Source organism: Olsenella uli DSM 7084 (assembly GCF_000143845.1).
GTDB classification, from domain to species: domain Bacteria; phylum Actinomycetota; class Coriobacteriia; order Coriobacteriales; family Atopobiaceae; genus Olsenella; species Olsenella uli.
This window is the reverse complement of record NC_014363.1, coordinates 1,942,588-1,969,055: the sequence shown is the minus strand read 5'-3', so window position 1 is coordinate 1,969,055 and position 26,468 is coordinate 1,942,588. Positions and strand designations below refer to the sequence as shown.

General features: G+C 65.8%; 17 protein-coding genes and 2 tRNA genes. 18 read left to right on the top strand and 1 reads right to left on the bottom strand.

Annotated features, from left to right (window positions below; all coding sequences use genetic code 11):
- The first annotated feature begins 4 nt into the window (after positions 1-4).
- From OLSU_RS09210 to OLSU_RS08565, 8 genes are all read left to right on the top strand, one after another.
- On the top strand, positions 5-919 hold the full coding sequence (locus tag OLSU_RS09210) for a hypothetical protein (protein WP_013252556.1): 915 nt from the start codon (positions 5-7) through the stop codon (positions 917-919).
- Between the two features lie 156 nt (positions 920-1,075).
- A tRNA-Asp gene (locus OLSU_RS08595) sits at positions 1,076-1,152 on the top strand.
- Between the two features lie 44 nt (positions 1,153-1,196).
- A tRNA-Asp gene (locus OLSU_RS08590) sits at positions 1,197-1,273 on the top strand.
- A 163-nt stretch (positions 1,274-1,436) separates the two neighbouring features.
- On the top strand, positions 1,437-2,135 hold the full coding sequence (locus OLSU_RS08585; RefSeq protein ID WP_013252555.1) for an HAD family hydrolase: 699 nt from the start codon (positions 1,437-1,439) through the stop codon (positions 2,133-2,135).
- 81 nt (positions 2,136-2,216) lie between these two features.
- The gene (locus tag OLSU_RS08580) at positions 2,217-2,708 is read left to right on the top strand and encodes an RrF2 family transcriptional regulator (protein WP_013252554.1); all 492 of its coding nucleotides are present in this window, start codon (positions 2,217-2,219) and stop codon (positions 2,706-2,708) included.
- Positions 2,709-2,714: 6 nt separating this feature from the next.
- Positions 2,715-3,587 (top strand): HhH-GPD family protein, encoded by an 873-nt coding sequence (locus tag OLSU_RS08575; protein ID WP_013252553.1) that lies wholly within the window; start codon positions 2,715-2,717, stop codon positions 3,585-3,587.
- A gap of 80 nt (positions 3,588-3,667) precedes the next feature.
- The gene (rbr, locus tag OLSU_RS08570; RefSeq protein WP_013252552.1) at positions 3,668-4,213 is read left to right on the top strand and encodes a rubrerythrin; all 546 of its coding nucleotides are present in this window, start codon (positions 3,668-3,670) and stop codon (positions 4,211-4,213) included.
- Between the two features lie 564 nt (positions 4,214-4,777).
- Positions 4,778-6,097, top strand: a complete 1,320-nt coding sequence (locus tag OLSU_RS08565) for an O-acetylhomoserine aminocarboxypropyltransferase/cysteine synthase family protein (protein ID WP_013252551.1) — start codon at positions 4,778-4,780, stop codon at positions 6,095-6,097.
- Positions 6,098-6,198: 101 nt separating this feature from the next.
- Here OLSU_RS08565 and nth read toward each other — a convergent pair whose 3' ends face one another.
- Positions 6,199-6,894: an endonuclease III gene (gene nth, locus OLSU_RS08560; RefSeq protein ID WP_013252550.1), complete on the bottom strand. Its 696-nt coding sequence runs from the start codon at positions 6,892-6,894 to the stop codon at positions 6,199-6,201.
- Between the two features lie 259 nt (positions 6,895-7,153).
- Between nth and glgB the strand changes: the two genes are divergently transcribed.
- The 10 genes from glgB (at position 7,154) to OLSU_RS08510 (ending at position 26,461) form a co-directional block, all read left to right on the top strand.
- Positions 7,154-9,253, top strand: a complete 2,100-nt coding sequence (glgB, locus tag OLSU_RS08555) for a 1,4-alpha-glucan branching protein GlgB (RefSeq protein WP_013252549.1) — start codon at positions 7,154-7,156, stop codon at positions 9,251-9,253.
- Between the two features lie 54 nt (positions 9,254-9,307).
- Positions 9,308-11,746: a glycogen/starch/alpha-glucan phosphorylase gene (locus OLSU_RS08550; RefSeq protein ID WP_013252548.1), complete on the top strand. Its 2,439-nt coding sequence runs from the start codon at positions 9,308-9,310 to the stop codon at positions 11,744-11,746.
- Between the two features lie 35 nt (positions 11,747-11,781).
- A complete protein-coding gene (locus OLSU_RS08545; RefSeq protein ID WP_013252547.1) occupies positions 11,782-12,930 on the top strand; it encodes a glucose-1-phosphate adenylyltransferase in 1,149 nt (382 codons plus the stop codon).
- Between the two features lie 2 nt (positions 12,931-12,932).
- A complete protein-coding gene (gene glgD, locus OLSU_RS08540; RefSeq protein WP_013252546.1) occupies positions 12,933-14,027 on the top strand; it encodes a glucose-1-phosphate adenylyltransferase subunit GlgD in 1,095 nt (364 codons plus the stop codon).
- Positions 14,028-14,039: 12 nt separating this feature from the next.
- Complete coding sequence (glgA, locus tag OLSU_RS08535; RefSeq protein WP_013252545.1) at positions 14,040-15,521, top strand: glycogen synthase GlgA; 1,482 nt, start codon at positions 14,040-14,042, stop codon at positions 15,519-15,521.
- Positions 15,522-15,532: 11 nt separating this feature from the next.
- The gene (locus tag OLSU_RS08530) at positions 15,533-18,823 is read left to right on the top strand and encodes a 4-alpha-glucanotransferase (RefSeq protein WP_013252544.1); all 3,291 of its coding nucleotides are present in this window, start codon (positions 15,533-15,535) and stop codon (positions 18,821-18,823) included.
- 388 nt (positions 18,824-19,211) lie between these two features.
- Positions 19,212-22,727 carry a transcription-repair coupling factor gene (gene mfd, locus OLSU_RS08525; protein WP_013252543.1) on the top strand — a complete coding sequence of 1,172 codons (3,516 nt, stop codon included), beginning with the start codon at positions 19,212-19,214 and terminating at the stop codon, positions 22,725-22,727.
- 1,088 nt (positions 22,728-23,815) lie between these two features.
- A complete protein-coding gene (gene mazG, locus OLSU_RS08520; protein WP_013252542.1) occupies positions 23,816-24,733 on the top strand; it encodes a nucleoside triphosphate pyrophosphohydrolase in 918 nt (305 codons plus the stop codon).
- A gap of 157 nt (positions 24,734-24,890) precedes the next feature.
- Positions 24,891-25,487, top strand: a complete 597-nt coding sequence (locus tag OLSU_RS08515) for an FtsB family cell division protein (RefSeq protein WP_148219079.1) — start codon at positions 24,891-24,893, stop codon at positions 25,485-25,487.
- Positions 25,475-26,461, top strand: a complete 987-nt coding sequence (locus OLSU_RS08510; protein ID WP_013252540.1) for a Ppx/GppA phosphatase family protein — start codon at positions 25,475-25,477, stop codon at positions 26,459-26,461. The genes OLSU_RS08515 and OLSU_RS08510 overlap by 13 nt, the downstream gene beginning before the upstream one ends.
- Positions 26,462-26,468 lie beyond the last annotated feature (7 nt).

Sequence of the window (26,468 nt, the reverse complement as noted above, 5' to 3'; positions counted from 1 at the left end):
TGACATGTCCCAGCACGCAAGCGGCAGCTCGTCCGCGCCGCGCCACGGCAGGCACGCCGCGGGCTCGGGCGGCGCACGCCCGTCGCGCGCATCCACGCGGCAGCAGGCTGCCCCTGCGGCCCAGCGCTTCCCGGGAGCCGACGAGCGCCGCGCGAACCTGCGCGAGGCCCTTCCCGTCATAGGCAGCGACTCGACCGAGCAGGACGCGCCGCGTCCCGTGCTGGATCCCGCCGCGACGGGTTCGTTCCGTCGCATCGAGGTGGGGGAAGGCGCCACCGTCGAGAACAGGGAAAATGTCTCGCGCACCTCCCCGAACTCGGCGAACTTGCGGGGCCGGGCCGGCCTGGGCGGCGACATGCGCCTGCATGGCGCACACGCGCCGCAGTTCGAGCGCCATGAGACCAAGGTCAGGGGGGACAGGCGCATCATCATCCCCATCGCGCTGCTCGTCGTCGCCCTCCTCTGCGGCGGGGCCTTCCTGTTCCAGCGCATCATGACCTTCAAGCCCGCCGAGACGCCCCAGCAGGAGGTCGAGCAGACCCAGACGGCCATCGAGGGTGCCATCGAGTACCGCGGCACCCGGTACTACCTCAAGCAGAACGATACGGGCGGCTATGACCTCGTTTCGCAGTCGGCCTCATCGACCAGCGGCTCCAGTACCACGCTCTTCACGCTGAGCGGAACTCCGGTCCAGCTCGTCCTGTACAACGGCGCCCTCGTCATCCCCGAGAACCTCTCTGACGGGAGCTGGGACGTCATCGCGTACACGATGGGTGCCGGTGGCCTGCCCACGCAGGTGGTCGATGCCGACGGCAACGCAGTCGGTGGCCAGGGGGAGCTCGTCTCGGTCTCGCTCGAGGACCCCAACCTCGTCGTCACGGACTCGAGTGGCAGCACGACGACGGTCGCGCTGGCGTAGCGCGGCTGCGCCGGCGGGTGCGGCCGCAGCGACGTCGCCCTGCCGCGAGGCGGCGGGACTGGGGCGTTGTGCAGAGGGTATGTAGGGCGCCGCATGCAAAAAAGGGGTGGACAAGACGCGGCCCTCCTGTGTATTATTACTCCCGCACTGATGAACGGGGTATTAGCTCAGCTGGTTAGAGCGCCGGCCTGTCACGTCGGAGGTCGCGGGTTCAAGTCCCGCATATCCCGCCATTCGTAGCCTTCGAGAGCCTCGGGCGACCGGGGCTCTCTTGTTCGGGGTATTAGCTCAGCTGGTTAGAGCGCCGGCCTGTCACGTCGGAGGTCGCGGGTTCAAGTCCCGCATATCCCGCCATTCGCCTGTCTGGGGACCTCGGTGCATCCGGGGTCCCTTTTTCTGCCTGCGGAATTGTCTGCCAAAGGCAGGATTTGCGTCCCATATATGCCACCGCTGGCATACACTTTACCCTGCGCATGCCACGGCTGGCTTGCGCAAGAGCCCGTCAGAGAGGAACCGCGTGCCCCAGCAGAGGACTTACAGCCCACAGAACCCGGCCCGCCTCGCCGTCTTCGACTTCGACGGCACCACGATCAGCGGCCAGTCGGGCTCGCTCTTCTCGCGCTACCTCTTCGCTCGCGGCTACCTCTCGCTTTCAAGTGCGTTGCGACTGGGTTGGTGGGGCGCCCGCTACGTCCTGCACCTGCCGTATCGCCAGAACGAGTCCCGCGAGATCATCTTCTCGGCGCTGTCCGAACGCACTCCCGGCGAGGTCCGTGCCCTCATGCGCGGCTTCCATGATGCGGTGCTGCTCAGGCGCTATCGCCCTGCGGCGATGGACGAGGTGCGGCACTGTAGGGACGAGGGCTGCGTGACGCTGCTCGTCTCGGCGACGTTTCGAGACATCGCCCAGGCTGCTGCCCAATACCTGGGCGTTGACGGCCTGGTGGCAACCGACATGGAGCGAAGCGCGGACGGAGGCTACACCGGCGAGGTGGAGGGCGAAGTCGTGGCGGGCCCCGCCAAGACGCGCGCCGTGGTGCGCTGGGCGGATGAGCATCTGGGCAAGGGGAACTGGGTGATCGCCTATGCGTATGGCGACCACCATTCGGACAAGGACCTGCTCGGTGCCGCAGACAAGCCGTTCGCGGTGAGTCCCGGCGCATCGCTCAAGCATACGTCCAAGAAACGCAACTGGGAGATCCTAGACTGGAAGTAGGCGATGGACGGCAGGTGGTCGGACCGGAAGTGACCAGGGGCTGCGGTCGGGTGCCGCGCCTCTCGAAGGAAGGGTGCCAACGTGGACATCTCCAGGAAGACGGACTATGCGCTGCGCATGCTCTCCGAGCTCGTGCGCAGCGAAGGCGGCATCATCTCCGTGCGCGCTGCATCGGAGAAGGACAACATACCCTACTCGTTCGCCCGCTCCATCCAGCATGATCTCGTGCGCGCCGGGATCATCGAGAGCACGCGCGGCTCGCGGGGAGGCATGAGGCTTGCCGTCGACCCGCGACGGACCACGGTCCGTCAGGTCGTCGAGGCTATCCAGGGACCCATCTACATCTCCTCCTGCGACACTGTGGGCGGCCACGAGGGCCCCTGCCCCTTCCGCTCCGAGTGCCACTACAACCCCATCTGGTGCGAGGCCGAGCGCATCCTGCGTGACTACTTCGACTCCGTTACCCTCTACCAGGTTGTCTGTGAGCACAAGCATCCCATGCTGGACGAGGGCAGCCACTTCCGCCTGGCCGACGCCTCCGAGGCGCCACGCGACGTGCCCAGCGCCCGGTAGGCCCGCATGGGAGAGGACCCGACGCTCGAGTCGTTCAGGCGTCTTGTGCTCGCACGCGGCGCCGAGCTCTACCGCGACCTCCCGTGGCGCAGGACCCGTGACCCATACCAGGTCTGGATCTCCGAGGTCATGCTCCAGCAGACCCAGGTCACGCGTGTGGATGGCCGCTGGCAGCGCTGGGTGGAGCTCTTCCCCACCCCGGATGCACTTGCCGCGGCGGACTCGGCCGACGTGCTGGAGGAGTGGCAGGGCATGGGCTACAACCGGCGTGCGCTCTCGCTCTGGAAGGCGGCGGGCATGGTCTCCGCGCGGGGAGGCCAGATGCCGCGCGCGTATGCGGACCTCCTCGCCCTGCCTGGCATCGGTCCTGCGACGGCGGCGGGCATCCGAGCCTTCTCCTATAACCTTCCCGGCGTCTACCTCGAGACCAACGTGCGCTCCGTCTTCATCCACGAGCTTTACCCGGATGCCGTCGACGTGACGGATCGCGAGTTGCTGCCGCTGGTGGAGCGTAGCTGCCCCATGGACGACAGCGATCCCAACGACGACCCGCGCACCTGGTACTACGCGCTTCTCGACTACGGTGCGTACCTCAAGCGAACGCTGCCCAACCCCTCGCGCCGCTCCGCCTCCCATGTGCGCCAGTCCAAGTTCGAGGGGAGCCATCGCCAGAAGCGCGCGGAGGTCGTTCGCATCCTGCTGGCCCATCGCACGGACACCCGAGGTGGTGCGAGCGCTGCCGCCATCGCCGACGAGCTGGGCGAGCGGGAGGAGAGAAGGGGGAGGACGTGCCTTTCGGTCGCGGACGTGGAGTCGATCCTCGGGGAGCTGGCCAAAGAGGGTTTTTGCCGTCTGCGCGACGGTATCTGGCTTGCATAGGCAATGGCGGGTGTTACGCTAGCGACAGGCACGCGTCACGGGGGAGTGATGCTGCAAACCAACGAGAGAGGAGCTTGCGCATGGCAGTCGATTTCGAGAGCTCGCAGACCAAGAGGAACCTCGAGGCGGCCTTTGCCGGCGAGTCCATGGCAACTAACAAGTACGCCTACTATGCCAGCAGGGCCAAGAAGGACGGCTACGTCCAGATCTCCAACATCTTCGCCGAGACCTCAGGCAACGAGCGCGAGCATGCCAAGATGTGGTTCAAGTACCTGCATGGCGGGACCGTGCCCGAGACCCTGACCAACCTCAAGGATGCCGCTGCGGGCGAAAACGACGAGTGGACCAGCATGTATCCCGGCTTCGCTGCCACCGCCGAGCAGGAGGGCTTCGCAGAGATCGCCGCCAAGTTCCGTCTGGTTGGCGAAGTCGAGAAGCACCACGAGGAGCGTTACAACAAGCTGGTCGAGCGCGTCGAGAAGGGTGAGGTCTTCGACCGCGAGGGCGTCAAGGTGTGGAAGTGCCTCAATTGTGGCCACCTGCACATTGGCCCCGTCGCTCCGAGCGTCTGCCCGGTCTGCAATCACCCGCAGTCTTATTTCGAGGAGCAGTCCATCAACTACTAGCCTCGCCATCGGACCAGCTGGTCGCCAGACCAGCTGACTGTCAGGTTGACTGGTGGCCGGGTGAAACTGTCGATGGGGCTATTAGGTTGCGCTTTGTGCGGCGTGGGCGAGATCTCGTAGCAAAAGCCAGATGTAACAAAATTGGCAGTTATGTGTGGCTACAACTAATACTTCTTTATCGGACATACTGTTTTGGTCCCCATTTGGTCGTTTTTCAGACGAATGGGGGCCGATTTTTACCGATTGAGTCCGGATTGGGGCCGTCGGCATCACATGTGCCCCTTTGGGAATACACATAACCGCCAGTTTTGTCGCATCCGATTTCTCATGGCGTCCAACCCCCTGCGCTCGCTTCCTCGGTCGAGACTTGGTAATCCAATTTGCTATCTATATAAACGATAACATTCGATCATAAGCAACTAATAGTGTTCTAACTGCGTAAACAATAGTTTGTGGGAAAGATGGGCCACTGGATATAGCTGGGATTTTCCAACGGGATATCATTTGATGATAGCGATTGACGATAGATACTCGGCATAGCCGACCACCGAAGGGAAGTACGCCATGGCATTCGAGCTTGATCCCAGCTTCGCCCAAGACCCCGCCCAGCACTTCGATACCCTACAGGTACATGCCGGTCTGGCGCCGGATCCCGCCACCGGCTCTGCGGCGTTGCCCATCTACGCCTCCGCCGCGTTCCAGTTTGATGACGCTGCGGACGGTGCCGCCAAGTTCGCGCTCGCCAAGTCCGGCAACGTCTACGGTCGCCTGACCAACACCACCACCGATGCCGTCGCCGCGCGCATCGCCGCAATCGAGGGGGCCGCGGGTGCGGTTGCCGTCGCCTCCGGCCATGCAGCGGAGATCCTTGCCATCACCAACCTGGCGGGTGCGGGCGACCACATCGTCGCCTCCGACTCGCTCTATGGCGGCACCTGGAACATCTTTCTGCACACCTTGGGCGACCTGGGTATCGAGACGACTTTCGTCGAGAACAACGACCTCGACGCCTTCACCGCCGCCACCAGGGAGAACACTAAGCTCTGGTTCGTGGAGACCATCGGCAACCCCCTGGTCGACGTGACGGACGTCCCCGCCCTCGTCGAGGCGGCCGCCTCGCTTCCCTCGCCCGTACCCGTGTTCGTGGACAACACCTTTGCGACCCCGTACCTCTATCGCCCCTCCGACGATGGGGCGGCCGTCGTCATAGAGTCGCTGACCAAGTGGATCGGCGGCCATGGTGCCACCTTGGGGGGCGCCGTTGTCGATAGCGGCAAGTTCGACTGGAGGCGCGACCCCGACCGGTTCGCTACCATCGCCCGGCCTGACCCCTCCTACCATGGCGTGGTCTTTGCCGACTCCGCTCCCGTCGCGCCCTTCTCGACCCGCGTCCTGGCCAACAAGCTGCGGGACTTCGGACCCACCCTCTCTCCCTATGCCGCCCAGCTCATCGGGATCGGCATTGAGACGCTGAGCCTACGCGTCCAGCGCCACTCCGACAACGCCCTGGATGTCGCCCGCTTCCTCGAGAGCCACCCCAAGGTTGCCTGGGTGCGCTATCCGGGCCTCGAAGGCGATCCCAGCCACGAGGTGGCATCGCGCATGCTGCACAATGGCTTTGGCGGCGTCGTGGTCTTTGGCGTCAAGGGCGGGCGACGGGGCGGCCTGAACGTAGTCGACAACGCGAGGCTCTTTACGCACCTCGCCAACGTGGGCGATGCCAAGTCCCTCATCATCCATCCGGCGTCCACCACGCACTCCCAGCTGACTGCCGAGCAGCTCCGGGCCGCCCACCTCTCCGAGGACCTCGTCCGGCTCTCCGTGGGCATAGAGAACGTGGACGACATCATCGCCGACCTCGACCAGGCGCTCGCCCGCGCGTAGGGGCGAACGGGTGCCCCGCGCGGGCGGCGTGGCCGTGCGGGGTGCCGCGCGTCGTCCTCGGGGCCGCGTCTCATACGGGCGTGCGGTCCATCCCGCCGCCCTCACCGACGCCTCGCCCGCGCGGTCTTGCCCTTGAACCAGCGGTTGGGCTGGAAGGCCGAAGGGCAGATATCGGCGGCGACGCAGGCCTCGCACTTGGCATGTTGGGCCGTGCAGGTCTCACGGCCGAAGTGGATCCACTGCTCGTTGACCGGCCCCCACAGCTCGCGGGGAATGGTCTCGAGAAGGTCCCGCTCCGCCTGGAGCGGCGTGGGCGCGCTGGTCAGGCGCAGGCGCGTGGCGATGCGATAGACGTGCGTGTCCACGGCAATGCCCTCGACGCTATGGAACGCCTTGTTGAGCACGATGTTCGCCGTCTTGCGTCCCACGCCGGGAAGGCGTGTGAGCTCCTCCATGGAGCCGGGCACCTCCCCGCCATAGTCGGCAACGATCATCTGGGAAGCCCCGACGCAGTGCGCCGCCTTCGAGCGCCAGAAGCCGATGGTGCGGATGACCTCGCCGAGCTCTGCGGGATCGGCCTGGGACATGGCTTCGGGCGTGGGCCAGCGGCGGAACAGCTCGGGCGTGACCTTGTTCACGGCCACGTCGGTGGTCTGCGCCGAGAGCAGCACGCAAATCACGAGCGAGAACGCGTCATGGAACTCCAGCGCGCTTTCGACGTGGGGATACAGCCTGCCCATCCTCCGGCAGAACTCGATGGCGCGCTCGCGCCTGAGCTTCTTCGACTCGCGTGGCATGTCCCCTCCTCCATCTGCCTCCGGAGGCCTCTCTGTCCATGCCTCTGGAAATCACCTTTCCCTTGCAAATCATAGCCATACGCCCGCACGAGCAGGATGCACGTCTGCGCAAGCGTGGGGCGACGAGCGATCAGGGCACATTTAGAAAAGAGAGCCGCCCCCATTGGGCACATATGAAATAGAATGGAGGGACAGGCTGTTGTAGTTTTTGTGTGCCTTCCGTCTTGACCGGACTTAATGCGACCTTGGGAGATGGCTCATGGACATCCGTTCCTCTGCGGATCTGGCCCTTACCAGCGACGACCTCTTCTTGCTTGCGAAGGGCGAGTGGTATCGCAGCTACGAGAAGCTGGGCGCGCACCCGGCCACGTCGGATGGCGTCGCAGGCTACCAGTTTGCCGTGTGGGCGCCGGACGTCAGGAGCGTGCGTGTCATCGGCGACTTCAACGACTGGGACATCGAGAAGAATTACCTTTCCTGCTCCGAGAACGGTGGCGTCTGGTCGGGCTTCGTCGCGGGCGTGAGCGCGGGTGACCTGTACAAGTACGTGGTGGAGACCAGGTATGGTGACCTCCTGTACAAGGCCGACCCCTACGCGTTCTACGCGGAGTGCCCCCCGGGGACGGCATCGCGCACGACCGACCTCTCGGGCTACGCGTGGAAAGACGCGGGCTACCTGGCCAAGCGTGCCAAGCGCGACATGATGAAGTCCCCGCTCAACATCTTCGAGGTGCATCTGGGCAGCTGGAGGCGTCACGATGACGGCCTGGCCGGCAACGGTGACCCAGACAGCGATGACCACGCCGGCAGCTACCTGACTTACGACGAGCTCTCGGACGAGCTGGTGGGCTACGTCAGGCGCATGGGCTACTCGCACATAGAGGTCCTGCCCGTGATGGAGCACCCCTTCGACGGCTCTTGGGGCTACCAGGTCACGGGCTACTTTGCCCCCACCTCCCGCTATGGCGAGGCCAAGCAGTTCAAGCACTTCGTCGACGCCTGCCACCAGGCGGGTATCGGGGTCATCCTGGACTGGGTCCCGGGCGGCTTCTGCCGCGACGAGCACGGCCTGGTCCACTTCAACGGTGACAAGCTGTACGAGAAGGAGGAGCATCCCAACTGGGGCACCTTCAAGTTCGACTTGGACCGCGGGGAGGTGCGCAGCTTCCTCATCTCGAACCTGCTCTACTGGGTGGGCGAGTACCATGCCGATGGCATCCGCATGGACGGCGTCACCAGCATGCTGTACCTGAACTTCGGGGTGGACGACCCACGGCAGAAGAAGTTCAACGACAAGGGCACCGAGGAGGACTTCGCCTCCATCCGCTTCATCCAACAGTGCAACGACACGATCGGCAAGTACTATCCGGACGTGATGATGATCGCCGAGGAGTCCACGGCCTGGCCGCTCGTCACCTATCCTCCCCAGGATGGCGGCCTCGGCTTCCACCTCAAGTGGGACATGGGCTGGATGAACGACACCCTGCACTACATGCAGACCGACTTCCCCTGGCGTCCGGGCAACCACAAGCTGCTGACCTTCTCGGCCATGTACCAGTTCAACGAGAACTTCGTGCTGCCGCTCAGCCATGACGAGGTGGTGCACGGCAAGTGCTCGCTCATCACCCGCCAGCCGGGCGACAACTGGCGCCAGTTCGCGGGCATGAGGACGCTGGCCCTCTACCAGATGTCGCACGCGGGCGCCAAGCTTAACTTCATGGGCAACGAGATCGCCCAGTTCATCGAATGGCGCTACTACGAGGGCATCCAGTATTTCCTCGCGGACCAGTACGAGACCCACGCCCACCAGCAGACGTTCGTCGCTGCGCTCAACCACTTCTACAACGAGCACCCCGCCCTTTGGCAGCGGGCCTACACGCCCGATGGCTTCGAGTGGATAGATGCGGACAACAGCGAGCAGTCGGTCATATCGTTCGTGCGTCACGGCGACGATCCCGCGGACGACGTGGTCATCCTCATCAACTTCGACGTCAACCCGCGCGAGCAGTTCCGCGTCGGCCTGCCCAAGCCGGGATATTGGGTCGAGAGCCTCAACTCGGACGACCTCAGGTACGGCGGCTCGGGCGTCACCAACGAGGGCGTCAGGTTCAAGAGCGAGGAGGAGCCCTGGAACCTGCGCGACCAGTCCATCGAGCTGCGTCTGCCGCCTCTGGCAGGCCTGATCCTGACCTATGCGGGCCCCCTTCCCAAGAAGAAGGCCCCTGCCAGGAAGGGGAGCACGAAGAGGGGCTCGGTGGCGAAGGGCGCTGCCCCGGCGAAGGCCCCCGCCAAGACGCCCCACAAGAAGGCCCCCGCCAAGGCGCGGGGCCGCAAGGCACCCAGCAAGGCATCCAGGTAGCAGACGACCGCCTCGGCGCACACGGCACGCGCCGAGACCGAGTGAGGGAGAGACATGGGTTCAGCCAACGGCGACAGGGAGCTCTTCAAGGACAAGGACGACTTCGTCGCCCAGTATCGCGAGGCATGCGAGACGTTCTTCGCGAAGAAGTACGACGAGTTGAGCCAGCAGGAGCGCTTCTGCGTCCTCGCCGGGCTCATCGCGAACAAGTCCCGCAACCTCAAGGTGGACTCTCACAAGGACGATAAGGAGGTCTACTACTTCTCGCTCGAGTTCCTCCTGGGGCCCCTGCTCGACAACTACCTGCTGAACTTCGGCATTCGTGCTATCGTCAAGGCCGGGTGCGCCGAGCTGGGTACCACGCTCGAGGACCTCGTAGCGCAAGAGGTGGACCCGGGCCTTGGCAACGGTGGCCTCGGGCGTCTCGCCGCCTGCTTCCTGGACTCCATGGCCGCCCTGGGCATAAACGGCAACGGCAACGGCATGCGCTACCGCTACGGCCTCTTCAGGCAGGAGATCGAGGGTGGGCGCCAGGTCGAGAAGATGGACAACTGGCTCGAGCACGGCTTCCCCTGGGAGACGCGCAAGAGCGAGGCTGCGGTCCTCGTCCAGTTTGGCGGCCATGTCGTGCGCCACGAGGAGGGGGGGCGCTTCTGGTTCACCCAGGAGGGCGGAGACCTCATCAAGGCCGTGCCCTACGACGTGCCCATCGTCGGCTACGGTGCCAAGACCGTCAACAACCTGCGCCTCTGGAGCGCCGAGCCTGCGGCCGAGGACTTCGACCTCGATGCGTTCAATGCGGGCAATTACGCCAAGGCCGTGAAGTTCCGCTCCGACGCGGAGGCCATCTCACAGATCCTCTATCCCAACGACTCCGGCGAGCATGGACGCCTGTTGCGCCTCAAGCAGGAATACCTGTTCGTCTCGGCCGGGCTGCAGACCATCCTTCGCTCCTTCGAGAACAAGTACGGCCCCGACAAATGGGCCGACTTCGGCAAGCATGTCTCCATCCACACCAACGACACCCACCCCGCCATGTGTGGGCCGGAGCTCATGCGCATCCTGGTCGACGACAAGCGGGTCGACTTCGACCTCGCGTTCAAGATCGCCCACGAGACCATCAGCTACACCAACCACACGGTCATGCCCGAGGCGCTGGAGAAGTGGCCGATCGGCATCTTCCGCGAGCTGCTCCCGCGCACGTACATGTTCATCGAGGAGATCGACCGCCGCTACCGCGAGGGCTTCCCCCATGATGTCGAGGGCTGGCAGGAGAAGCTCGCCAACACGGCCATCCTATGGGACGGTCAGGTGCGCATGGCAAACCTCTCCGTGATCTTCTCTCATTCCGTCAACGGCGTGAGCGCCTTGCACACGGGAATCCTCGAGGCCCAGACCCTTCACGACTTCTACGCCCTCGAACCCGAGAAGTTCAACAACAAGACCAACGGCATCTCGCACCGTCGCTTCCTGGGCAACGCCAACCCCTCGTACAGTCGCCTCATCTGCGACGTCATCGGCGAGGGCTGGCTGCGTGACGCCAACGAGCTGGCGCAACTCGGGCGCTACGAGGACGACCCCTCGTTCTTGGAGGAGTTCGAGAAGGCCAAGGCCTGGGACAAGCGGCGCCTGGCGGACTACATCCGGCGCACCAGCGGCGTCGAGCTCGACTGCGCCATGGTCTTCGACGTACAGGTGAAGCGCTTCCATGCCTACAAGCGCCAGCTGCTCAACGTGTTCAAGATCCTGGACGTCTACAACCGCATCCTGAGCGACCCCTCGTTCGACCCGCGTCCGACGGCCTTCATCTTCTCGGGCAAGGCAGCTCAGAGCTACTCCTTTGCCAAGGAGGTCATCCGCCTGATCAACTCGGTTGCCGAGGCCGTCAACGGCGACGCGCGCGTGAACGACAAGATCCGCGTCGCGTTCGTCCCCAACTTCGCGGTATCAAGTGCCCAGCTCATCTATCCGGCCGCAGAGATCTCCGAGCAGATCTCGTGGGCCGGCTCCGAGGCCTCGGGCACCTCGAACATGAAGCTCATGATGAACGGTGCCATCACCTTGGGCACCTACGACGGCGCCAACGTCGAGATCTGCGACCTCGTGGGCGAGGAGAACATCAAGATCTTCGGTCTGCGCACCGAGGAGGTCGACGCCCTCAGGGCCGGTGGGACCTACTGGGCCTGGGACCTCTACAACCGCGATCGCGAGCGTCTGGGCCGCGTGATCGACGAGCTGACCGACGGGACGCTCGCGCACCTCTCGGGCAACTTCGAGAGCATACGCGACGAGCTCATGGTCAACAACGACCACGACCTCGTCCTGGCAGACTTCTACACCTACGTGAGCGCCTGGGAGGAGCTGGTCGGCGCCTATGGCGACCGCCGGGGATGGAACCGCGCGGCCGTGCACAACACTGCTCGCTCCGGCTACTTCTCCAGTGACCGAACCATCCGTGAGTATGCTGCCGATATTTGGCATATTGAGTCGTAGTAGTTATTGCTTTCGTGTATGAAAGGGGAGAGCTTATGAGCAAGAAGGAATGCATCGCGATGCTTCTTGCCGGCGGGCAGGGCAGCAGGCTCGGCGTCCTCACCAAGGACATCGCCAAGCCGGCCGTCTCGTTCGGTGGCAAGTATCGCATCATCGACTTCGCGTTGTCGAACTGCGCCAACTCGGGCATCGACACGGTCGGCGTGCTGACCCAGTACAGGCCGTACCTGCTCCACTCCTATCTGGGTTCCGGCGCCGCCTGGAACCTGGACGAGAGCGACGGTGGAATCTCGATCCTCCCCCCGTACGCGACGCAGACCGGCGGTGCGTGGTACGCCGGCACCGCCGATGCGGTCACGCAGAACATCGGCTTCATCGAGCAGAACGATCCGGACTTCGTCCTGATCCTCTCGGGTGACCAGCTCTACAACATGGACTACCAGAAGATGCTCGAGAACCACAAGCGTCACGAGGCGGACCTGACCATCGCCGTCATGCCCGTGCCCTGGGAGGAGGCATCCCGCTTCGGCATCATCACCCAGGACGAGGACGAGCGCATCCAGAAGTTCACCGAGAAGCCCAACAAGCCGGACTCCAACCTGGCCTCCATGGGCATCTACATCTTCAATGCCCAGCTTCTGGTCGAGGCCCTCAGCGAGGATGCCATCGACCAGCAGTCTGAGCACGACTTCGGCAAGGACATCATCCCGAAGCTCCTTGCGGCCGGCAAGCGCCTCTACACCTATGAGTACAACGGCTTCTGGCGCGACGTGGGGACCATCTCGTCCTATCACGAGACGAGCATGGACCTCCTGGGCTCCCGGCCCGAGTTCGACCTGTTCGACACCGGCGCCCCCATCATGAGCAACGCCTCGACGCGCCCGCCCGCCTACATCGGGCCCCACGGCTCCGTCGAAGACTGCCTCGTCGGCAACGGCAGCAACATCCATGGCAAGGTACAGCACTCCATCGTGTCGACCGACTGCTTCGTGGGCGAGCGTGCCGTCGTCGAGGACTCGGTGCTGCTCCCCGGCGCCACCGTCAAGGCCGGCGCCCACATCGCCCGCGCCATCCTGGGGGAGCACGCCGTCGTCGAGGAGGACGTCGTGCTTGGGAGCGTCGACCAGACAAGGGACACCGCCGTCATCGGCAACGACGTCGTCGTTGGAAAGGGGGAGGAGTAGCAATGGAGAAGCTCATCGGCCTCATCACGGCAAACTACTCCACGAAGTTCCCGAGCGCGCTCTCCGAGACGCGCCCGGTCGCATCCATGCCCTATCTCGGGCGCTATCGCGTCGTCGACTTCGCCCTCTCCAACATGGTGAACAGCGGCATCCGCACCGTGGGCATGGTCATGCCGTACAACTACCGATCGCTCATCGATCACGTGGGCTCCGGTCGCGACTGGGACCTCAACCGCAAGAAGGGCGGCCTCTTCACCCTGCCGGGCTCTGCGTTCGGCACCTCGCGCACGGGGTCGCGCTTCCTGCTGCGCGACCTCGAGCACAACAAGGTCTACCTCAGGCGAGACACCTCCGAGCTCATAGTCCTGTCCTCGGCGAGCTTCGTCTACAACGCCGATTACAACTGGCTTGCCGCCACGCATCGCGCCTCGGGCGCCGACATCACCGTCCTCACCAAGAAGGCAACGGCCAAGGACGTCGACATCACGGGGTTTGCCGTCGACGGCACGCGTGTCAAGGGCGTCAAGCACGGCGTCGAGTTTGGTGACACCGCCTTCCTCGACTGCTTCGTCATGAGCCGCGCCCTCCTGCTCCAGATGCTCGAGTGGTACGCCCAGACCGACTACCTCGACCTCTTCGAGGCCATGGTCGGTGACTACGAGCGCGTCAACGTTCAGACCTGCGAGTTCGACGGCTACGCTGCGGCCATCTTTAACAAGGACCGCTACTACCGCGCCAACATGGATCTGCTCGACCCCAAGATCTCCGCCGAGCTGTTCCCCGCCGAGCGTCCCATCAGGACCAAGGCGCACGACAACGCCCCGGCGAAGTTCGAGGGCGGCTCGCGCGTCACCAACTCGCGCATCGCAGGCAGCTGCCGCATCTACGGCACCGTCTCGAACTCCATCCTCGGCCGCGGCATCGTCGTCGAGAGCGGAGCGGTCGTGAACAACGCCATCATCATGCAGGGCTGCACGATCGAGAGCGGTGCGCGCGTCGAGAACGCGATCGTCGACCGCAACAACGTCGTTCCTGCTGGTACCGAGCTGAGGGGTACCCCCGAGGCTCTGCTCATCAAGGAAAAGGCCTCGGAGTAGGGATTGAGCCATATGTCTGACAGGATCAGAAGGAAAATCAGGATCCTCCTCGCGGCCTCCGAGGCCGTCCCGTTCGTGAAGACGGGCGGCCTGGGTGATGTCGCGGGGTCGCTCCCGAGGGCGCTCAAGGAGGCCGGTGCCAAGGTCGCCGTCATCCTCCCCAAGTACGGCGCCATCCCGGAGAAGTACCAGGAGCAGATGAGGCACGTCGCGGACTTCTACGTCCCCCTCTCCTGGCGCAACGTCTACTGCGGCATCGAGAAGCTCACGTTCCAGGGCATCGACTTCTACTTCGTGGACAACGAGGCCTACTTCAAGCGTGACGGAATCTACGGCTACTTCGACGACGGCGAGCGCTTCGCGTTCTTCTCGAAGGCCATCTGCGAGGCCATCCAGTTCTTGCCCGAGCTGCAGTGCGACGTGCTCCACTGCAACGACTGGCAGACGGCGCTCGCCCCCGTCTTCCTGCGCGAGTTCTACATGTCCTCCGATGCCTGCCGCAACGTCAAGACCGTCTTCACGGTGCACAACGTGAAGTTCCAGGGGCAGTATGGCGACAAGGTCCTAGGCGACATCCTGGGCCTGGCCGACAACCCCACCGCGGCGGGCCAGCTCTATTGTGACCGCGACTCCGTCAACTTCATGAAGGGCGCGCTCTGCTATTCGGACCTCATCACCACGGTGAGCCCGAGCTACGCCAACGAGCTCCAGATGCCGTTCTACGGCGAGGGCATGGACGCCATCTTCCGTCGGCGCTCTGCGGCGCTCTGCGGCATCCTCAACGGCATCGACGTCGACACCTGGAATCCCGCGACGGATGGCTACATCGCCCATACCTACACGGTTGAGGACCTTGGCGGCAAGGGTCAGGACAAGGCGGAGCTCCAGCGCGAGCTCGGCCTGGCGGAGGACCCGTCGCGCCCGCTGGTGGTCATGATCGGACGCCTTACCAACCAGAAGGGCCTGGGCCTGGTGCGCTATGCCATGAACCGCCTGATGGAGCGCGGCGTGCAGGTGGCAATCCTGGGCACGGGCGACAAGGACCAGGAGGACGCGTTCAGGTACTTCGACTGGACCTATGGCGACCGGATGTGCGCGCGCATCGCGTTCGACAACGCGCTGTCGCACCGCATGTACGCGGGTGGTGACATCCTGCTCATGCCGTCCGAGTTCGAGCCGTGCGGCCTCTCCCAGATGATCGCCATGCGTTACGGCACGCTTCCCGTCGTGCGCGAGACCGGGGGACTCCAGGACAGCGTCCAGCCCTACAACCGCTTCACCGGCGAGGGGACGGGCTTCCGCTTCGCGAACATGAACGCCGACGAGATGGCCGACACCCTGCTGGCCGCCTGCGAGGTGTTCTGGACGGACCGCGAGGCATGGGCTAAGCTACAGGCGCAGGCCATGGGGAGCGACTTCAGCTGGAGGCGTGCGGCGGTCGAGTACCTTGACATCTACCATGGCCTCCATCCCGAGATAGCTCGCTACAGATAGAAGAGGCAGATTTGAGGGCAAAGCACAACACCTCGGACATCTCGTACAGAAGACCCTTCGGCGCCGTTCAAGTGGGCGGCGCCGTCTCTCTGTCAATTGATGTCTGGGACGAGCCGGCCGCAACCGCCCGGCTGAGGCTGTGGGTGGACGAGCAGGGGGAGCTCCTTCTCGACATGGACGGCGAGGAGGTCGGCGACCACCTGCGCTTCACGCGCACGTTCGAGCCCAGCACCCCGGAGGTCATCTGGTACAGCTTCAACATCACCGCTGCGGACGGCGCCGTGTGGCGCTATGGGGCGGCGCGCGAGTACGGTTGCGGCGAGGGCGCCTTTGCCTATGGCGAGCCCCCCTCGTTCCAGATCACCGTCTTCGAGCGGCTGCGCCCCGAGCTGCCCGAGTGGTACAAGGGTGGCATCGCCTACCAGATCTTCCCGGATCGCTTTGCCCGTGGGAAGGGGTGGGAGGAGAGGGTCGCGGCCTCGCTCGGAACGCCGCGCCGGGGTCCCGAGCGCCGGCTGGTCGAGGACTGGGGCACCTATCCCCGCTATGACCGCACACCCGATGGACGCATCGCCGTCTGGGACTTCTACGGGGGAACCCTGGATGGCGTACGCGAGAAGCTGCCCTACCTCGAGTCCATGGGCATCACGGTCATCTACTTTAACCCCATCTTCGAGGCAGCCTCCAGCCATCGCTACGACACGGCCAACTACCTGAGGATCGATCCCATGCTGGGCGACGAGGAGACCTTCTCGCGCCTCTGCGCGGAGGCCGGCTCCCGTGGCATATCCATCATCCTCGACGGGGTCTTCAACCATGTGGGGGCAGACTCCCTCTACTTCAACAAGTACGGAAACTACCCCGACGGCGCCTTCGTGAGCGAGCACTCGCGCTACCGGGACTGGTTCACCTTCAACGACGATGGCAGCTATGAGAGCTGGTGGGGCATCGACGACCTGCCCGACGTGAACGAGGACAGCGCCGAGTTCCGCGAGCTCATCTGCGGGCGTGACGGCGTCGTGCGCAAGTGGCTGCGCCTGGGTGCCCGCGGCTGGCGCCTGGACGTCGCCGACGAGCTGACCGACGAGTTCATAGCCGACATCAAGGCGGCGGCCCTGGCCGAGAAGCCTGATGCCCTGCTCATCGGCGAGGTGTGGGAGGACGCGACCCACAAGGTCGCCTATGGTCGCCTGCGCCACTACTTTCAGGGGCGCGAGCTCGACGGCACCATGAACTACCCCCTGCGCCATGCGCTCAAGGGCTACCTCACCAACCATATGGGCGCCCGCGAGCTGGCGGATACCCTGGAGTCGCTCTACGAGAACTACCCACACGACGCGACCTACAGCGCCCTCAACCTGCTGGGGAGCCACGACAGGATCCGCCTGCTCACGGTCCTGGGGGATGCCCCGTCGCCCGAGAGCCTCGATGACGACGGGCGCTACCGCTTCCGCCTGGACGAGGACCACCGCAGGATGGCCGTGAGCCGTCTCTGGCTCGCCGCGCTCCTGCAGATGACGTTGCCGGGCGTGCCCTGCGTCTACTACGGGGACGAGGCGGGCCTCGAGGGCTACTCGGACCCCTACGACCGAGCGTCCTACCCTTGGGGTCACGAGGACGAGGACTGCCGCGCCATCTACCGCAACGCCATCGCCGTCCGCAAGACGCTGCCCGCCCTGACCACCGGCGACTTCGAGCCGTTCGGCCTCGGCGATGACGTCTTTGGCTTCTGGAGGCGCGATGTCGACATGCAGGTGTGCGTGCTCGTGAACGCCAGCCTGCACGAGTCGCGGACCGTCCGCGTGCCCGCCCCACTCGAGGTGGTCGATGACGTCGTGAGCGGACGTACGCCCAAGGTCGAGGGGGGAGAGGCGGAGGTCTTCCTCTGGCCCCTCGGCAGTTCGGTGCTCTGCTTCCAGCGCCAGCGCCGCCTGCAGGCCCCCATGCCGCGCGGCATGGGGGTGCTCTGCCACATCACGTCCATCCCCAACGTCGATCAGCCGGGGCGCCCCGGGACCCTTGGCGAGCCCGCGTACCGCTTCATCGACTACCTCGCCGTATCCGGCCAGCGCTACTGGCAGGTCCTGCCGGTCAACCCCACGGACCGCCATGGCTCTCCCTATGCGGGTCCCTCGGCGTTTGCGGGCAACCCTGCGCTCATGTGGGGCACGCCGGCCAAGGGGGAGGGCCCCACGGCGTTTCACACGGACTTCGAGGGGACGCCGGAATACCGTCGCTTCCTCGAGGAGAACGAGCGCTGGCTCCTGCCCTACGCCACCTTCCGCACGATCAAGGGGCTGTTGGGCGACAAGCGCTGGCAGACGTGGCCCAAGCGCTACCGCAGCTGGTCGCCCCGTCTCGCCCGCTCGAAGGAGCTCGTCGTCGGCGTCCAGCGCGAGTGCGCGGTGCAGTACGAGTTCATGCGCCAGTGGGACGAGGTGCGCCGCCATGCGCATAGGCTGGGCATCAAGATCATCGGCGACATGCCCATGTACGTCTCGGCTGACTCCGCGGACGTCTGGGCGGAGCGCCCTCTGTTCTGCCTCGACGAGGACGGTAACCCCTCGTGTCAGGCGGGCTGTCCGCCCGATGCCTTCGCGAAGGACGGTCAGCTCTGGGGAAACCCCACCTACGACTGGCGCGCCATGCGTGCGACGGGCTACGACTGGTGGCTGCGCCGCTTCGAGCGCGCCTTCCGGCTCTATGACTACGTCCGTCTCGACCACTTCCTGGGCTTCTCGTCCTACTATGCCATCCCGGATGGGAAGGGGGCGCTTGAGGGTGCCTGGAACTTCGGGCCTGGCCTGGAGCTGTTCCGCCGCGCTGCCGAGCGCTTTGGTCAGCTGCCGGTCGTGGTCGAGGACCTGGGGACCGTGACCCCGGCGGTCCGCGCGCTTGTGGCCGCGACGGGATTCCCCGGCATGGACGTGGTCCAGTTCTATGACGGCGACCCGTGCGACTCCTATGTGCCCCAGCCCCACAAGATGGTCTACAGCGGCACGCACGACACCCAGACGCTCGTGGGCTGGTGCGCCGAGCGCTATGGATCTGGTCCTGATGCGGATGGTGCCGCCTCCGCCGCCGACGTGGAGCGTGCGCGCCGTCTGCTCGACGTGACGCTGGCGACTTCGGCCGATGTCGCGATCGTCCCTTTGCAGGACGTGCTTTTGCTGGATGACCGCGCGCGCATGAATGTGCCGGGCGTGGCGGAGGGCAACTGGAGCTGGCAGGCGGATGCCGAGGCGCTTGCGGCCTCCTCCGAGTTCCTGACGTCTCTGGCCGAGGGGAGCGGGAGGGCGTAGGGGCCGTATGGCGTGCGCGGGCGTCGTCGCCCGGCGTTTCGTACACGTCCGTGTGTCGTGGGGCGTATGCGCGGGTCTGTGCGGCGTACGCCCCATCCATGTCGTGGCGCGTGCACGCGTTTTGAAATCGTGTGCACACGGATAGCAAAAGCCCAGCTCAGAAAAAGCCCCGTGCACGCGTTTTGAAATCGTGTGCACGGGCGTTGTGGCATGATGTGGCCGTGCTGCGGTGCGATGGAGTCGTACCATGGCATGATGTGATCGTACCGAGATTGGCCCTGTGCTCGTGCAATTGGCTTGGCCTCGGAAGCCCAAGGTTGCTGACCTTGGGCTTCCTGTTGCCTGCCTCCGACGTCTGATTGTTGCCCCGTTGTCTGATTGGGATGCGATGTTCATCAACCGCGTGTCGCAGAAGCTCCTCTCTGCCCCAGAGCTCGCGCCCCTGCTCGCAGACCTGCGTGCGGGCGACGATGCCACCCTCGGCATAGCCCAGAGCGCGCGACCCCTCCTGCTTGCGGCCCTTTGGGCCGACCACCCCCGTCCCTGCCTGCTCGTGGTCTCGGGCGAGGAGGCTGCGGACCGTGCGGCTCGCACACTTGCCGCCTGGCTGGGAGCCGGCGTCGTCTGCCGCTATCCCGAGCGTCGCGACTGGCCATGGGCCGACAAGGCGCCTGACGATGCGGTGGTCGGCACACGCTGCAACGCCATCGCGCGCCTCTCGGCGGGGGAGGACTGCCTGGTGGTGGCGAGTGCCCGCTCGCTGCTGCGCCGCGTGCCCCCCGTGGGCTCTGGCTACTTTGCCTCGAGCGCGTTCGCGGTGGGAGACGAGGTCGCCTTCGAGGAAGCGGCAAGCCTGCTCGTGGGCATGGGTTACGTCGACGCCGGCGATGCGGGCGGGGTTAGCGTGCCGGGCACCTTCCACGTGCATGGCGATGCCGTCGACGTCTATCCCGCCCAGGCCAGCGCACCGGTGCGTGTCGAGTTCTTTGGCGACGAGGTCGACCGCGTGCGTCGGATGCTGCCCTCGACGGGGCAGACCATTGGCGAACTCGCCGAGGTCGTGGTCACGCCATGCCGCGAGATTGCCCTGAGCGACCATACGGTTGCCCTCGCCAGGCGCGCCCTCTACTCAAGGGCCCAGGAGAGCGCCAAGGTCGCGGCTGAGCTCGAGCTCATCGAGCGTCGCGCCGCAGACCCCACGCTCGACAAGTACCTGGTCGAGCTCTACGGTTCCTCTGCGAGCCCCATCGACCACATCGCGGGCGATACGCTCGTGGTCCTTGCCGAGCCACGCGCCCTCTTTGACGACTGCATGCGCGCCGATGACGAGATCGCGGCCGCCACCCGCGCGGCGCATCTCTCGCCTGCGGGGCTGTTCACACCTCCGCGCGAGCTTGACTTTGGCAGGCAGCAGCGCCTGTCCCTCTCGTCCATCCTGCGGGCGGGTGCCGGTGCGGGCGTCATCGCGGGTGCCGCCGCAGGTGCCAAGTCGGGTGGTGCCGGTACCGTCGGCATCCAGGTGAGGCAGCCGGGCATCGCGGGGTCGGACGCCAAGCTCCTGGGCCGCGTGCGCCAGATGGTGGCCGACGGCATGTCCGTGGCCTTCGCGGTGCCCGATCGCGCCGCTCGAGAGGCCCTCGAACTCAGCTTCACCGACGAGGGCATTCCCCTCGTGGAGTCGCTTGCCACGGCATCCGAGAACAGCGTCCCCGTGACCTCGCCGGACGCCGCCACGTCGCCCGCGCCCCTCGCCCGCGCCATGGTGACCTTCTTCGACGCCCCGATTCCCGCAGGCATCGTGGTGCCCTCCGCACGGCTGGCCGTGCTCTCGGTCTCGGACCTCACGGTCCGCATGGCCAAGCGTCGCCGCGCACGCAGGGCGGACCCGACAAGCGTCACCTTTCCGTTCAAGCCGGGCGACTACGTCGTCCACGCGACCCACGGCATCGCGCTCTTCTCGGACATCGTCCGCCAGGAGGTCGCGGGGCGGGAGAGGGACTACTTCCTCCTGGAGTACGCCGGCGGAGACAAGCTCTTCGTCCCGCTCGAGCAGGTGGACCGCATCACACGCTACGTGGGGCCTGACGGCAGCTCCCCCAGGCTCACGCGCCTGAACACTGCGGACTGGTCGCGCGCCACCGGCAAGGCCCGCGCCTCGGCCAAGCGGTTGGCCTTCGACCTGGTGGACCTCTACACGCGGCGCTCGGCCGTGAGCGGGCACGCCTTTGCCCCGGACACGCCCGCCCAACAGGAGATGGAGTCCAGCTTTCCCTACGAGGTCACGATCGACCAGGCCCGCGCCATAGCGGACATCAAGGCCGACATGGAGGCTTCCAAGCCCATGGACCGCCTGCTCTGTGGGGACGTGGGCTTCGGCAAGACCGAGGTCGCCCTGCGCGCCGCCTTCAAGTGCTGCCAGGACGCACGCCAGGTCATGGTGCTCTGTCCCACGACGATCCTGGCCCAGCAGCACTTCGAGACCTTCTTCTCGCGCTTCGTGCCCTTCGACCTCTCGGTCAAGGTGCTCTCGCGTTTCGTGACCCCCGCCCAGCAGCGCCGCGCACTCGAGGGCTTCGCGAAGGGGACGGTCGACGTCCTCATCGGCACGCACCGCCTGCTCTCGTCCGATGTCAACCCGCACGACCTGGGACTCGTGATCATCGACGAGGAGCAGCGTTTCGGCGTGCAGCACAAGGAGCAGCTCAAGAACATGCGCGAGCAGGTGGACGTGCTGACCCTCTCGGCCACGCCCATCCCCCGCACCATGCAGATGGCCATGAGCGGCGTGCGCGACATGAGCCTCATCCTCACCCCCCCGCCCGGGCGGCTGCCGGTCAGGGTGACGGTGGGCGAGTGGGATCCCGACCTGGTGTCCGAGGCCATCCGTGCGGAGCTTGGGCGCGAGGGACAGGTCTACTACGTCAGCAACCGCGTCACCACGATCGAGGATGCGGTGGAGCGCGTCCGCGAGGCCGCTCCCGAGGCGCGTGTGGGCGTGGCGCATGGCAAGATGAGCGCGACCCAGGCCGAGGACATCATGCTGGCGTTTTCCGAGCACGAGATCGACGTGCTCGTGGCAACGACCATCATCGAGAGCGGCATCGACAACCCGCATACCAACACCCTCATCATCGAGGACTCGCAGCGCCTGGGCCTTGCCCAGCTCTACCAGCTGAAAGGACGTGTGGGGCGCGGCCGCACCCAGGCGTACGCCTACTTCATGTTCCCCGGCGAGCTCCCCCTCACGCCCGAGGCCACCGATCGCCTGACGGCCATCAACGAGTACCAGGACCTGGGCAGCGGCATGCGCATCGCCATGCGCGACCTCGAGATTCGCGGTGCAGGCTCGCTCATGGGAGCCGAGCAGCACGGCAACCTCTCGAGCGTGGGCTTCGACCTCTTCACCCAGATGCTGGGCGAGGCCGTGAGCGAGGCACGTGGCGAGACGGACGAGGTCGTCCGGTCCGAGGTTACCATCAACCTGCCGGCAGACTTCTACCTGGCGGACGAGTACCTGCCTGACGTGGACCGTCGGGTCCTGGCCTACCGTAGGCTCGCTGCTGCGTCCGAGCTGGCCGAGGTCGACGCGCTCCAGCGTGAGCTCGAGGATGACTGCGGTGCGTTGCCGCTTGCGGGCAGGAATCTCTTCGATCGCGCCCGCGTCCGCATCCGTGCGGGGCGCCTGGGTGCGACGAGCGTCTCGCTTGCAGGAGGCAGGCTCACGTACCAGGGCGTCGAGGTGCCACGGGCGGCGGCGCAGAGGCTCAGGGCGCACCGCGCGGTCGTCTACCCCAAGACCAAAAAGCTCAGCTACCCGTTCCGCACGGGCAAGGAGGAGCTGCTTCCCGTCGCACTGGGCGTGCTGGAAGAGATCGGCGGGGACGACGAGGGGGAAGAGGGGTAGGCCGCACCGTGGCGACGGGCGCTGTCGCCCGCTGTTCCCGCCCGTTCCGTCCCTCCCGAGCCGTCCCGCCCGAGCAGCCGGCGCTCATGGAGTTTCTGGCGCGCATGCCTCGGATCCCTGAGCGCTATTCCTGTCTGGTGGTATCTGGTGGTCGAACGTGTGGATGCCGGGGAACGTCCGCGCATCGCAGGCCACGCGTACGCAAATCCTTTCAGGAACCATTCCGCTCACGACTGGGCGACCGAGGCTTACGTGAGGCTTCCGTCCATGTCGACCGCAGAGCGACTGCTGGTCCTCTGGCGTCAGGCACAAAACGGTCATGCGTTGCGATTATCGGCGCTGTGGCACAAATGAACTGCCACAGCGCCACTTTTTGCAACAAACGGCTTCGTTGGCCGCCATAGCGCCGTTTTCTGTAACGCGTGCGGCACTACGTCGTGGAGTCAGCAACGCGTGTGGCACTACGTCGTGGAGTCAGCAACGCGTGCGGCACTACGTCGTGGCGTCGGCAACGCGTGCGGCACTACGTCGTGGAGTCAGCAACGCGTGCGGCACTACGTCGTGGAGTCAGCAACGCGTGCGGCACTACGTCGTGGCGTCGGCAACGCGCGCGGCACTACGTCGCGGAGAAGTACTGGCAGCAGCCGCTGGGGGACTCTCCTCGGTACGAGACGAACAGGCGATGGAGCACGTCGGCGTGGGCACCGTCTTCACGGCGTACACCGAGAACGGGAGCGATGGTGCCGTAGGCAAGGCGACTTCGCCAGAGGCCTGGCCATCACCACCATCATCCCCGCGCTCTACGTCGCCTACACCACTGCCCCGCGCTTCTTCGAGGTCGATAGCTTCCAAAACCTGCTTCCGCAGGCGTTCTTCATGCTCGTTGCCGCAGGTGGCATTCTCATGACCGCGACTGACATGAACCATGGGCCCCATCGTGGAACACCATCGCTGAGCGAAGCGACCTCGTGAGGCCGCAGCATCAGCCAGCTTTCTCGTAGCATTCCTTGCGGCGGTGTCTGGTGTACACTACGGCATCATAAACGGTATCACCATCGGCATCGTAGAGCTCTTAGGGGTGGCTTCTTTTGAAGATCGGCACTTTCGCTAAGACGAGGTCGTGCGCCCGGGGTGTGCGCGGGGGGCACTCGGACGACGTCGACGCTCAGACCCGCACCCGCGCGGGCGCGCCCGGTACGCATCCCGAGTTCGACCGTCTCGTGCGCACCATCTGGCGCCTGCGCCAGCCGGACGGCTGCCCCTGGGACAAGGAGCAGACGCACGGCTCGCTCACGCGCAACCTGATAGAGGAGGCCTACGAGGCCGTCGACGCCATCGAGCAGGACGATGCCCCTCACATGCGAGAGGAGCTCGGTGACGTGCTCGAGCAGGTCCTTCTCCACGCCCAGATCGCCGCGGACGCTGGTGAGTTCACGCTCGACGACGTCTGCCGCGAGCTGAACGAGAAGCTCGTGCGCCGTCACCCCCACGTCTTCGGTGACCTTTCCAGAGAGGATTCGCCCGACAGCGCGGCGGAGGTCATGGACGTCTGGGACGGCGTGAAGCGAGCCGAGCGTGCGGCCAGGGGGCTGGCATCGGATGAGGTGGAGCCAGGCCTTCTCGACAGCGTCCCCCACTCCCTGCCTGCGCTCATGCAGGCGCAGAAGATCTCGAAGCGCGCGGCGAAGGCGGGCTTCGAGTGGGAGGACGTCGCGTCCGTGTGGGCGCAGGCAGAAAGTGAGCGGCGCGAGTTCGAGCGTGAGGAGCGGGGCAGCGATGCCGCTACGGAGGAGTTTGGCGACATCCTGTTCTCGCTCGTGAACGTGGCCCGCTTCGAGGGCGTCGATGCCGAGGAGGCCCTCGAGGCAAGCAACCGCAAGTTCCGTCGGCGCTGGGGACGCATGGAGGCCATTGCGCGTGAGGAGGGACTCGACCTGGACGCTCTGGGTGCCGAGCGGCTCAACGACCTTTGGGACCGTGTGAAGCACGAGGAGCGCGCCCGGTAGGGAGGCCGCTCGCACGGGGCTCTGCTATAACTGAGTCCAAGGCGCATGGCGCCCTGCCTTGCAAACACAGCTGAGACGAAGCGACGGCATGACCCATCAGAGTGACATATCGAACGAGGCACGTCCATCTCGCCCGACTGCCCATCGGCGTACGGACGTGCGCGGTGGTCAGGCCGTCTGCAAGGGTCACCCCTCCCGCATCGATGCCGCCGCCCGCGATGCCCGTCCCGCCCGTGATGTCACCGCCTTCGACGCCCGTCCCGCCCGCGACGCCCGTCCCGCCCGCGACCGCGTCTCCCGGGATGCGCAGGACACACGCGCCCAGGCACCCAGACGCACGATGCGAGGACGTCTGCAGCGCGTCATCGGCCTCCTCGGTGCCCACCAGCGCGCCCTCGTCGTCGTGCTGGCGATCGCCGCCGCCCTGGGGATGGTGTACGTGCCGCTGCGCGACTACTACGATGCCCGCCGCACGGGCGAGGACCTGCAGGCGCGCTTTGACGCGCTCAACGCGGCAAACGACGAGCTCGCGGCGGAGCGCGACCGCCTGATGACGCCCGAGGGCATCCAGGACGAGGCGCGCGAGCGTGGGTATGTGAGCGAGGGGGAGACGAGCGTCGTCGTGAGCGGCCTGCCCGCCGGCGAGCAGGCCGATCCCTCTGCGAGGAAGGCCTACGAGGACAAGCGCCCCGCCCTGACAAAGGTCCTTGACCTCCTGTTTGCGTACGACCCGGAGGCGACATGGAACGAGTAGCCGTCATCGACATCGGCACCGTCACCGCCCGCCTGGCGATCGCCGACGTGGATGGCGAGCACGTCGCCCGTCTGCTCAAGCAGTCGACCATCTGCAACCTGGGCGAGGGTCTGACGCAGACGGGCCGCATCTCGGACGTCGCGGCCGAGCGCGTCCTCTCCTGCGTCGACGCCTACCTCGCCTGTGCGCGCGAGGCCGGCGCCCCCGTCGCCTGCTGCACGCTCACCTCGGCGGCCCGCGATGCGGGCAACTCCGACGCCTTGCTGGCGCGGCTCGTGCAGCGTGGCCTGGACGCGCAGGTGATTGCGGGGTCCCTTGAGGGCTCGCTCACCTTCCTGGGCGTGGCCCGGGACTTCATCGGGCGACGCATCCTGGTCGCGGACAGTGGCGGTGGCTCCACCGAGCTGGCTGCGGGGACGCTCTCAGGTGCCGGCCTCGCCCTTGATGCGGTCTGCTCGGTCGATGTCGGCTGCCGCAGGGTGACGGAGCGCTTCCTCTCCCGTAACGACCCACCTCTCCCGCAGGACGTGGACGCCGCCCGCAGCTTTGTGGCAGAGCTCTTCTCGGATGCCCTGGCAAAGGGGAGCGTCCTTACTTCCGCTCCGGAGCGCCTTGTGGTCACGGGCGGCACCGTGACCAGCCTCGTTGCGATCGACGAGGAGCTCGAGCCTTACGACTCCCGCCGCGTGCACCTGAGCGACCTCTCTCGGGCGACGGTCGAGGGCATGGCCCATCGACTGGCAACCCTAACGGTGGCCGAGAGGAGCCGGCTTGCGGGGCTGCAACCCCAGCGCGCCAGCGTGATACTGGGCGGGGCCGTGGTGGTGGCCGAGCTGATGGCGCAGGCCAGCTTCGACGTCCTCACGGTAAGCGAGAGCGACCTGCTGTTCGGCCTCTCCCTCTGCGTCGCGGCAGCGGTGCGGGGAGGAGGGTGTCCCCTTCCGTGGCGGCCGCGCCTGTCGTCGCTGAGATAGCGCGGCC